The organism is Methylobacterium sp. WL103, assembly GCF_008039885.1.
GTDB lineage: Bacteria > Pseudomonadota > Alphaproteobacteria > Rhizobiales > Beijerinckiaceae > Methylobacterium > Methylobacterium cerastii.
Map to the genome: position 1 here is coordinate 1 of NZ_VRUX01000702.1, position 1,957 is coordinate 1,957.

General features: G+C 71.0%; 1 protein-coding gene and 1 pseudogene. Both read left to right on the plus strand.

Annotated features, from left to right (window positions below; translation table 11 throughout):
- Nucleotides 1-330 (plus strand): annotated as a pseudogene (locus FV222_RS24430) (RND transporter); the annotation flags it as partial.
- A gap of 10 nt (nt 331-340) precedes the next feature.
- Nucleotides 341-1,957: efflux RND transporter permease subunit (locus FV222_RS24435; RefSeq protein WP_147815853.1), on the plus strand; the 1,617-nt coding region annotated here is incomplete at its 3' end.

The window sequence follows — 1,957 nt, forward strand, 5'->3', positions numbered from 1 at the left end:
GCGCGTCGAAGCTCAGGGCCTCGACCCACAGCCGTGCCGATCCAGTTCGCTGTGCGCGACGCGCCGCCCGAGTTGCGCACCGGCCAGTTCGTGACCGTGCTCGCCGCCACCGACACGCAGCAGACCGGCCTCGCCCTGCCGCGGCTCAGCGTGGTGCGCGGCGGCAACGGCCAGACCCTGGTCTACGAGCACGTCGCGCCGGAGCGCTTCGCGCCGCGCGAGGTCCAGGTCGAACCGCTCGACGCCGCCCGCGTGCGGGTGGTCTCGGGGCTGAAGCCCGGGCAGCGGATCGTGACGCAGGGCTCCGAACTCCTCAACCAGATCCGCTGAGGAGGCCGGCATGTTCACGTTCCTCGTCACGCAGGCCCTGCGCAACCGGCTGGCGGTGCTGGCCGTCGCCGCGATCCTCGTCGTCTACGGCGCGTTCACCGTCACGCGCCTGCCGGTCGACGTCTTCCCCGACCTCAACCGGCCCACCGTCACGATCATGAGCGAGGCGGAAGGCCTCGCCCCGCAGGAGGTCGAGCAGCTCGTCACCTTCCCGCTGGAGACGCAGATGAACGGGCTGCCCGGCGTCACCCGCGTGCGCTCGGTCTCGGGCGTCGGCCTGTCGGTGGTCTATGTCGAGTTCGACTGGGGCACCGACATCTACCGCAACCGCCAGCAGGTGGCCGAGCGCCTCGCCATGGCGCGGCCGCAGCTGCCGGCGGAAGTGAGCCCGACCATGGGTCCGATCTCCTCGATCATGGGGCAGATCGTCATGGTCGCGCTCACCGGCGACACGGTCGACCCGATGCGCCTGCGCGAGATCGCCGACTTCACGATCCGGCCGCGCCTGCTGTCGATCCCCGGCGTGGCGCAGGTGATCCCGATGGGCGGCGAAGTGCGCCAGTTCCGCGTCGCGCCCCAACCCACGGCGCTGCGGGCGCTCGGCGTGACGCAGGCGCAGCTCGAGACCGCGTTGGCGCAGTTCGGCACCAACACCGGCGGCGGCTTCACCGACCAGTACGCCCGCGAATACCTGATCCGGAACCTCGGCCGGACCATGAACCTCGACGACCTGCGCAACATGGTCGTCGCCACCGTGGACGGGCGGCCGGTCTACCTGCGGCAGGTGGCGGAGGTGTCGTTCTCCGCCAAGGTGAAGCGGGGCGACGCCGGCTACATGGGCGCGCCGGCGGTGGTGATCTCGGTGGAGAAGCAGCCCGGCGCCGACACCGTCGCGCTCACCGGGCGGATCGAGGCGGCGCTCTCGGAGATCACCGCGACCCTGCCGGCGGGCGTGCGCGCCGACCGGCTGATCTTCCGGCAGGCGAACTTCATCGAGACCTCGATCCGCAACGTCGAGCAGGTGCTGGTGGAAGCGATCGTGGTGGTGGCGATCGTGCTGTTCGCGTTCCTGCTGAACCTGCGGACCACGGCGATCTCGCTCACCGCGATCCCCGTCTCGATCCTGGCGACGGCCATCGCGTTCCACCTCGCCTGCCTATCGATCAACACGATGACCCTCGGGGGGCTCGCCATCGCCGTCGGCGAGCTCGTCGACGACGCGGTCGTCGACGTCGAGAACATCTTTCGCCGGCTCAAGGAGAACCGCGCGGCGGACGACCCGCGCTCGACCTTCGCGGTGGTGGTCGCCGCCTCGCAGGAGGTGCGCTCCGGCATCGTCTACGCGACGATGGTGATCGTGCTGGTGTTCGTGCCGCTGTTCGCGCTCTCCGGCATCGAGGGCCGGCTCTTCGCCCCGCTCGGCCAAGCCTACATCGTCGCGATCCTGGCGAGCCTCGTGGTCTCGATCACCCTGACGCCGGTGATGGCCTACTACCTCCTGCCCGGCCTCAGGCGCCTCGACCAGCACGAGAGCGGGTTGATCCGCCGGCTCAAGCGCGCGCTGGCCGCGACCCTGCGCGTCGCCCTGCCCCGCGGGCGCCCGATCCTTCTCGCGGCCGCGGTCGCG